This is a genomic window from Bacillus sp. UMB0893, from assembly GCF_002858905.1.
GTDB lineage: Bacteria > Bacillota > Bacilli > Bacillales > Bacillaceae > Bacillus_P.
Genome location: NZ_PKLB01000019.1, coordinates 1 through 8,879 on the forward strand (window position 1 = coordinate 1; position 8,879 = coordinate 8,879).

5 protein-coding genes and 2 riboswitches are annotated in these 8,879 nt (G+C 41.0%); all 5 genes read left to right on the top strand.

Translation table 11 applies throughout. The features are described from left to right. Nucleotides 1-585: 585 nt before the first annotated feature. Nucleotides 586-1,548: an AAA family ATPase gene (locus CYJ36_RS23310; protein ID WP_101569571.1), complete on the top strand. Its 963-nt coding sequence runs from the start codon at nucleotides 586-588 to the stop codon at nucleotides 1,546-1,548. Beyond that, nucleotides 1,548-2,768, top strand: a complete 1,221-nt coding sequence (locus CYJ36_RS23315) for a DUF58 domain-containing protein (RefSeq protein ID WP_101569572.1) — start codon at nucleotides 1,548-1,550, stop codon at nucleotides 2,766-2,768. Before CYJ36_RS23310 ends, CYJ36_RS23315 begins: the two co-directional genes overlap by 1 nt. Next, nucleotides 2,765-4,951, top strand: coding sequence for a transglutaminase TgpA family protein (locus CYJ36_RS23320; RefSeq protein WP_101569573.1), 2,187 nt, complete (start codon nucleotides 2,765-2,767; stop codon nucleotides 4,949-4,951). The genes CYJ36_RS23315 and CYJ36_RS23320 overlap by 4 nt, the downstream gene beginning before the upstream one ends. Before the next feature lie 30 nt (nucleotides 4,952-4,981). Then, nucleotides 4,982-5,083, top strand: a riboswitch (purine riboswitch). Nucleotides 5,084-5,356: 273 nt separating this feature from the next. Further along, a complete protein-coding gene (gene guaA, locus CYJ36_RS23325; RefSeq protein ID WP_101569575.1) occupies nucleotides 5,357-6,889 on the top strand; it encodes a glutamine-hydrolyzing GMP synthase in 1,533 nt (510 codons plus the stop codon). An 81-nt stretch (nucleotides 6,890-6,970) separates the two neighbouring features. Continuing rightward, nucleotides 6,971-7,072: riboswitch (purine riboswitch) on the top strand. Nucleotides 7,073-7,221: 149 nt separating this feature from the next. Then, complete coding sequence (locus CYJ36_RS23330; RefSeq protein WP_101569574.1) at nucleotides 7,222-8,547, top strand: NCS2 family permease; 1,326 nt, start codon at nucleotides 7,222-7,224, stop codon at nucleotides 8,545-8,547. Nucleotides 8,548-8,879: the final 332 nt, after the last annotated feature.

An 8,879-nucleotide genomic window follows, 5' to 3' on the forward strand; every position in this document is an offset into this window, starting at 1 on the left:
GTTTGTCGAAAAATATTTTTTTGACATCCCACCAACGGGTCAAACCGTTGATATATCAATATTTATAGAGGGAGAGATGACTGAAAAAAACATTGCAGAATTAAACTATAAAAATAAGTTGGATAAAGAATATAATAGTACTCTTAAAAGTTAGTTCCAAATAATTAATGTAACTCGCAAAAAAAGCCTTTGCTCAAGGGAGCAAAGGCTTTTCAACAATTTTAAGAATACGATATCATGTTTGCAGCAAAATTTTGCGCGAAAATCTATATGATTGAAGATGGACAGTTTGTCAGTGAAATAGAAGGATTGTTTAGAGAGAGGTAATTACCTAAAAGGAAAAGAAGTCTTAATAGGAGGTATTCAGAGTGATATATAATCACTAAACAATTCTCTGAAAGGCAATTCTGCCGCTCTGCTGATTCAATTTCATGGTGAGAATGTGCCAAAATAAGTTTCCCCACCCTTCCCTGGATATTGTTAAAAGAATATTAAAAATGTAAAAAGAAACAGGAATTTGTCATTTCATTCCGAATTATATTAAAGTTAAGCAACTTATCGATAAATGGTACTAGGAGGATTAGAATGTCCCAAAACGAAACGATGCATCCAAAACTCGGTAAAGTGATTGAAAATATTGAACGTGTGATGGTTGGAAAGCGTGATGTTGCAGTGTTGAGTCTAGTTGCGATTCTTGCAGAGGGCCACGTGCTGCTTGAAGATGTACCCGGCGTCGGCAAAACAATGATGGTCAGATCTCTTGCCAAATCGGTAGGGGCAGATTTTAAACGAATCCAATTCACTCCTGATTTATTGCCTTCTGATGTAACAGGAGTTTCTATTTATAATCCGAAAACACTAGAGTTCGAATACCGTCCTGGTCCGATCATGGGCAATATTGTACTAGCAGATGAAATCAACCGAACGTCACCTAAAACACAATCCGCTCTTTTAGAAGGGATGGAAGAAGCTAATGTGACGGTTGATGGTGTAACAAAATCGCTCGGAAGGCCATTCTTTGTCATGGCTACGCAGAACCCGATTGAATACGAAGGAACTTATCCGCTGCCAGAGGCACAGCTGGACCGTTTCCTATTTAAGATTAGAATGGGATACCCATCTCCAGGTGAAGAACTTGAAATTCTTAACAAAGCAGAAAAAGAAAGACCGATTCATCACATTCAATCCGTCATTACAAAAGAAGAATTAGTAGAGCTTCAAAAAGAAATTCAGAACATCTATGTCGATGAGACGGTAAAACGCTATATCGTTGAGCTTGTTACAAAGACACGTAAACATCCTTCTGTCTACTTAGGTGCAAGTCCCCGCGGATCCATCGCACTTATGAAGTCCGCACAAGCCTATGCGTTCCTTTTTGGAAGAGACTATGTCATTCCAGACGATATTCAAAATCTCGCTCCATTTACGCTTCCGCATAGAATGATCTTAAAATCAGAGGCGAAATATGAAGGGAAATCTGCTGAACAGCTGCTCATGGATATTATTTCGAGAACGCCTGTGCCAGTTCAAAGGTCGATGAGCCGTTAATGAGATCTTTTTTCCTTAAGTTCCGCTATGTCTGGAAGCTCGCAAGCCTCTTGTTTTTTACACTGATCACATTCGCATACGCCATGTTTCAAGGGGGATTTGTCAGCTGGTTTTTGTTTTACAGCTTTCTGCCAATCTCTTGTTACTCATTGTTGATTGCTTTATACCCAATCCGATCCTTTCAGGTGACGAGATCCATTAATCAAGAGCAATTTTCTGTCGGGGATCAATTAATCGGGAGAATTACGATTAAAAGGAGCGTTCCATTTCCACTGTTCTATCTGATTGTGGAAGACGTTTTACCTGAGAAGCTTTCTGGACAGAGACGTATGAAGGAACCGAAAAAGCTTCTGTTCCCTTGGTTTAAGAAAACCATCACAATGCAATATGAGCTTGGACGGATACCGAGGGGAGAGCACCGATTTACCCAGGTGCGTGTCCGAACAGGTGATTTGTTTGGCCTTATTGATAAGGAAATGACATTTGCAGCTGAAAACTACTTTCTCGTCTATCCACATACTGTTGACCTGAAATACCGGCAAAATGAAAAGCAATTTGAACAAGGCGCAATAAATTCAAAAGCTAAATTCTGGCAGGATACGACAATGGCGATTGGGATACGGGAATACCAGCCAGGAGACCGTTTTTCATGGATTGACTGGAAAGCAACGGCAAGACGAGACCGCATTATGACGAAGGAATTTGAACAAATGCAAAGCCATGATGTCGTCGTGATCATGGATCGGGTCAAGTCAGCTGTCTTCGAAGAAATTGTAACGTTTTCCGCATCACTGGCAAGAGCGATAATAAAAAGCGGCGCAAAAATTGGGTTTGTATCCGCCGGCAGGGAAAAAACAGTTTTCTCCTTGCAGGAAACAGAGCAGCACTTGCAGCAAATTTTTTATCATCTTGCAAAAGCAGACTGTGACAGTGAACGTTCATTTGCTGATATCGCTGAATCTGAACTCCCTGTTTGGCAATCAAAAAATGTGACACCCCTGCTTGTAACAGGAAGCTTATCACTCGATTTAGTAAGAAAGCTTGAACTTATGGGAAGCCGTAATCTTTCAATGATCGTTTTTCTAGTAAAAGGAAAATCAGAAAAAATATCAAGTGAAGAAAAAGTTATGATGGATCGTTTGATGAAACGAAGAATTATGACAAAGGCAGTGAACTCAGGTAGTTTTGAAGATTCATTCAAAGAGGTGAGTATGCTGTGAGTGTGAACCTTGAAAAACAGACACCCATCTACATCTATTATGGCTTTGCTTTCCTTCTGCTATGGGAATGGCTGAGGCCTCTGCAAGATTTCACAGAAACGGGAAATACGTTTGTGTTTGTTATTTTTATCGGATTAAGCTTCCTTTTTATCTCCATTAAGTCCCGCTGGTATGTGGCCGTTTCGGTTAAAATCTTTTACCTTCTGTTTGTGCTGCATCTTTTGTTTTTTGAAGGTTCTTTTTTCAACCCTGCATGGCTAGCGATATTTATTGGAGATATCATAGATAATGCAGCGTTAATGCTGGATGCCAGCTGGATGGATATTACATCACCGTTTCGTACACTGCTGTTCTTTATTTTATTATGGCTGTTAGTCTACTTAATCAATTACTGGATCATTTTTCAAAAGCGGATCATGTTCTTTTTTATCATCACCCTTGTTTATATTACTGTGCTTGATACATTTACTGAGTATGATGCAAGCTTTGCAATTGTAAGAATCGTAGTAATTGGATTTGTTTTAATAGGCCTGCTTTATTTAGAAAGGCTGAAGGTTCTTGAACGAATAAAAGGGCAAAGCTATATGACATTAAAATGGGTGCTTCCGTTAACTGCCTTAATTGCCAGCGCTGCACTGATTGGCATTCTTGCGCCAAAGGCAGAACCGCAGTGGCCGGATCCTGTTCCTTATTTGACTGCATACGGCAGTTCAGATGAAGGACCGAATGGCTCAGTCAATAAAATAGGGTACGGTCCGAATGATGAACAGCTGGGCGGGGCATTTGTTTCAGATAATACGCCCGTCTTTACGGCAGTAACAGAAGATCGTCACTATTGGAGAGTGGAATCGAAGGATCTTTATACAGGTAAAGGGTGGGATGTATCTGATCCTGAAGCTGAATCAGTATTAATGGAGCCGGATAATATCACTCTTCCATACACGGAAGAAGGAGTTGATACAATCCCTTTAACGGCAAGTGTCGACATTGAGTCCAGCTATCGATATGACCATATTATTTATCCGGCAGGAATCAAGTCAGTAAGATTGCCGCGTGAATCGGTTATAGATGTAAACCCTCTGACAGAATTGGCTGAACCACGGCTGGCTGAGAACCGCGGTACTTTTCCGCCGGAATCTTATAATGTGTCATATGAGTTTCCTTCCTATAAAATCGATGAGCTTAGGAAAATCACTTCAAATGAAGGAACACCTGAAGATATTGCTTCCAGATACACACAGCTTCCAGAGGAACTTCCGCAGAGGGTCCGTGACTTAGCGGCTGAATTAACTTCTGAAAACGGGAACCACTATGATAAAGCTAAATCGATTGAATCGTACCTTGGAGGACCTCAATTCACCTATGAAACGACAGATGTCTCTGTTCCAAGAGGTGAGGAGGATTATGTTGATCAGTTTCTATTTGAAACTTTTAAAGGATATTGTGATAACTTTTCAACCTCGATGATCGTTTTGCTCCGAGCTGCTGATATTCCCGCGCGCTGGGTAAAAGGCTATTCAGATGGCGCATTTGTTCAAAACCTTGGAGGCAATGAAAAAGAGTACCAAATCACGAACAATAATGCCCACTCTTGGGTAGAGGTTTATTTTAGCGGCATCGGATGGGTGCCTTTTGAACCGACAAAAAGTTTTACGAACCCATACGATTTTACTTTTAATACAAATAGCCAGAGCAGTACAGAAACCGAAACGCCAGAACAATCACAGCCTGAACAGACACCGCGTTCAGAGGAAAATGATGGAGCTTCTCAGCCGAGCAGCAAAAATAGCAGTTCATGGCCGTTCAATATCCAAATTGGCAGCACGACCTTCTACATCATACTAAGTGCTGCTGCTTTGATTCTCTTTGTTTTATACAAGACGAGGCTTAGATGGATGCCTTATATTATCTTGCACAAATACAAGCATCGAAAAGATGATAAGGTGTACGATCAGGCGTATGTCGCATTATTAAAACAGCTTGAGCGATATGGATTAAAGCGACTGGAAGGGCAAACGCTCCGTGATTATGCGCGCTATGTCGATTCGTTTTTTGACGTTCGGGATATGAGCAGACTTACGGCAAGCTATGAAAAATCTCTCTATCGCGGTGATAATTCGAAAGAAGAATGGATAAAATCAATGAAATTGTGGGAAAATTTAATTAAAAGGATAGCATCTTGACCGAATGACGGGGCATTGTTAGAATAGGGGAAATTAATAGTACTTATCCTTCATATATCCTCGATAATATGGTTCGAGAGTCTCTACCGGATTGCCGCAAATAATCTGACTATGAAGGCAGAATAGACGAGTGCAAAAGTCAGAATTCTGCCTTCTTTTCTTTTTGGAGCGAAGGTATAGTTCTGACTTTTTTTGATAAGTAAGCAAAAAATGCATCAGTGTCTAGTTCCGCCGCCTAACCCCTCGGTCATAACGGCTCCGCCGCTGAAGTCAAAACCGGACTTCACCGTCGGATCCTTTTATGCCTGTCGGGGCTAAACAGGCGGTTCCGCTTTTCTATTGTAATGCTCCTCCTTTTCATATAAGGCGGATATCTTTCGAATGAGGTGACCACCCGTGATAAATATGCAAGAAGAAATGGTTGTAGTATTGGATTTTGGAAGTCAATATAATCAATTAATTACCCGTCGGATTCGTGAGCTTGGTGTTTACAGCGAGCTTCACCCGCATACATTGACAGCTGAAACGATTAAAAAAATGAATCCTAAAGGTATCATTTTATCTGGAGGTCCTAACAGTGTCTACGGCGATCAGGCGTTCCGCTGTGATGAAAGAATTTTTGATCTTGGAATTCCTGTATTCGGCATATGCTACGGCATGCAATTGATGACACACTACTTAGGCGGTAAAGTTGAAGCGGCTAACCATCGTGAATATGGCAAAGCGACTTTGAACATTCAAGGAAAATCCGCTTTATTTGCAGATTTGCCAGAACAGCAGATTGTATGGATGAGCCATGGTGATTTAGTAGCAGATATCCCAAATGGTTTTACAGTTGATGCTACGAGCCCAGCATGTCCTTTTGCAGCAATCAGCAACGAGGAACGTCAGCTTTATGGGGTTCAATTTCATCCTGAAGTCCGCCACTCTGAGTTCGGAAATGATATGCTTAAAAACTTTGTCTTTGGAGTTTGCGGCTGTTCAGCAGAGTGGTCAATGGAAAACTTCATTGAAATGGAACTGCAAAAAATCCGCGAGCAGGTCGGCGATAAAAAAGTTCTTTGTGCTTTAAGCGGAGGAGTCGATTCTTCTGTTGTTGCGGTCTTGATTCATAAAGCAATCGGCGATCAGCTTACATGTATTTTTGTTGATCACGGTTTGCTTCGCAAGGATGAGGCAGAGGGTGTTATGAAGACCTTCAGCGAAGGCTTTAATATGAACGTCATTAAAGTGGATGCAAAAGATCGATTCATGGAGAAATTAAGTGGCGTTTCCGATCCTGAGCAAAAACGCAAAATCATCGGTAATGAGTTTATCTATGTATTTGATGATGAAGCAACAAAACTTGAAGGCATTGAATTTTTAGCGCAAGGAACCCTTTATACAGATATTATTGAGAGCGGAACGGCTACAGCTCAAACGATTAAATCTCATCATAATGTCGGCGGACTTCCAGAGGACATGCAGTTTACATTGATTGAACCTCTGAATACGCTATTTAAAGATGAAGTGCGCGCATTGGGTACAGAGCTTGGCATACCTGACGCTATCGTATGGCGCCAGCCTTTCCCGGGACCAGGTCTTGGCATTCGTGTATTAGGAGCCATTTCCGAAGAAAAACTGGAGATTGTCAGAGAGTCAGATGCGATCCTGCGCGAGGAAATCGCGAAAGCGGATCTTGAAAAGGACATATGGCAATACTTTACCGTTCTTCCTGACATCCGAAGCGTAGGAGTTATGGGTGATGCGAGAACATACGATTACACAATCGGCATCCGTGCGGTAACATCAATCGATGGCATGACGTCAGATTGGGCGCGAATCCCTTGGGACGTTTTGGAGATTATTTCGACTCGTCTTGTAAACGAAGTAAAGCATATAAACCGTGTCGTTTATGACATTACAAGTAAGCCGCCAGCAACAATTGAATGGGAATAGACGAACGAAAACGAACATTTTATAATAAATGTTCGTTTTTTCGTTGACGACTTTATACCTATGCTGTTAAAATGAGGGTACAAAAAAATTGTCTAAATACGTCGTATAAAGTTGGGGATATGGCCCAAAAGTTTCTACCAAGCTACCGTAAAGAGCTTGACTACGAGGTGTTACATAAGACGGCTGTCATTAGATTTTCCTGGTGGCTCGTCCTATCTAATATCATTGTCGTCAAGCGCTCCTTTACATAAAGGAGCGTTATTTATGCCATTATACCTTTTTTAATGGGCCCCCTTCTTAAAACGGCGTGAAGATATTAGGAGGACTTTTACATGAAAAAGTATTTTCAATTTGAGGAGCTGGGCACGAACTACCGCCGTGAATTTATCGGAGGGTTAACGACCTTTCTATCAATGGCTTATATTTTATTTGTTAATCCGCTGACACTCTCCCTTGCGTCAGTGCCTGATTTCCCAAATGAACTAAGAATGGACCAGGGAGCTGTGTTTACAGCGACAGCTCTTGCTGCTGCAATTGGGTCATTGCTGATGGGGCTGATAGCCAAATATCCGATTGCGCTTGCACCGGGTATGGGATTAAATGCTTTCTTTGCTTTTACAGTTGTCCTTACACTTGGCATTCCTTGGCAGACAGCGTTATCAGGTGTACTTGTTTCCGGATTGATCTTTATTGTTTTAACAACTTCAGGTCTTCGTGAAAAAATTATCAACTCAATTCCGGAAGAATTAAAACACGCAGTTGGAGCGGGTATCGGATTATTTATCACTTTTGTTGGTTTTCAGAATGCAGGCATCATCACAAATAATGATGCAGTGTTAGTGGGTCTTGGGAATCTGAAAGACGGAAATGCACTGCTTGCTATTTTTGGGGTTTTTATCACAGTCATCTTTATGGTTAAACGTATTAATGGCGGAATCTTCTATGGAATGATCCTTACAGCAATTGTGGGCATGATCTTTCAATTAATTGATGTGCCGACTCAAGTAGTAGGAGCTGTTCCAAGTCTTGAGCCAACGTTTGGCGCAGCGTTCCAAAATCTTGATCAGCTGTTCACGCTTCAAATGCTTGTGGTCATTCTGACATTCCTTTTTGCAGACTTCTTTGATACTGCGGGCACTCTTGTAGCTGTTGCCAATCAGGCTGGACTGATTAAAGAAAACAAACTGCCAAGAGCCAGCAAAGCACTATTTGCTGATTCAGCAGCAACAGTAATCGGATCTATTTTAGGTACATCTACTACTACATCTTATATAGAATCTTCTGCGGGTGTAGCTGCAGGCGCGAGAACAGGATTTGCTTCTGTCGTAACAGCTGGTCTGTTCTTGCTCGCTTTGTTCTTCTCGCCGCTGCTGAGTGTCATCACAGCGCCAGTTACAGCTCCTGCATTAATTATAGTAGGTATTCTTATGGTCTCTTCTCTTGGAAAAATTGACTGGAACCGCTTTGAGATTGCTGTTCCGGCGTTCTTGACAATCATCGCTATGCCGTTAACGTACAGCATTGCAACAGGAATTGCCATCGGATTCATCTTCTATCCTGTTACGATGATAGTAAAAGGAAAAGCAAAAGAGATTCATCCAATTATGTATGGACTGTTCGTAATCTTCATTCTATATTTCGTCTTTTTAGCAGGATAATAGAATAAACAAAAAAAGAGGTGCTGCGGCATCTCTTTTTTTGTTGACTTTAAGCTCGTGGGTTGGTATATTAACTCTTGTGCTTTTTACGAGAAAGGCATTGATATGAAAATACTATTAAAAAAACGTTGACGACACATTGTTATCGTGGTATATTAATATCTGTTGTCGCAAATGAGCGTCAATATGAAACTTCAAAAAAGATGTTGACTTTATGAATCTAGTATAGTATGATTTAAAAGTTGCTCTTGAAGCAAGATGATCTTTGAAAACTAAACAAAACCAAAAGCGTACCAAACGTTTTAAATTTTTGAAGTCAGCAACAAATTGAG

Bases quoted from the DNA above. Each gene is read 5' to 3' on its own strand.
- CYJ36_RS23310 (WP_101569571.1), top strand. From the start codon at position 586: ATGTCCCAAAACGAAACGATGCATCCAAAACTCGGTAAAGTGATTGAA.
- CYJ36_RS23315 (WP_101569572.1), top strand. From the start codon at position 1,548: ATGAGATCTTTTTTCCTTAAGTTCCGCTATGTCTGGAAGCTCGCAAGC.
- guaA (WP_101569575.1), top strand. From the start codon at position 5,357: ATGCAAGAAGAAATGGTTGTAGTATTGGATTTTGGAAGTCAATATAAT.
- CYJ36_RS23330 (WP_101569574.1), top strand. From the start codon at position 7,222: ATGAAAAAGTATTTTCAATTTGAGGAGCTGGGCACGAACTACCGCCGT.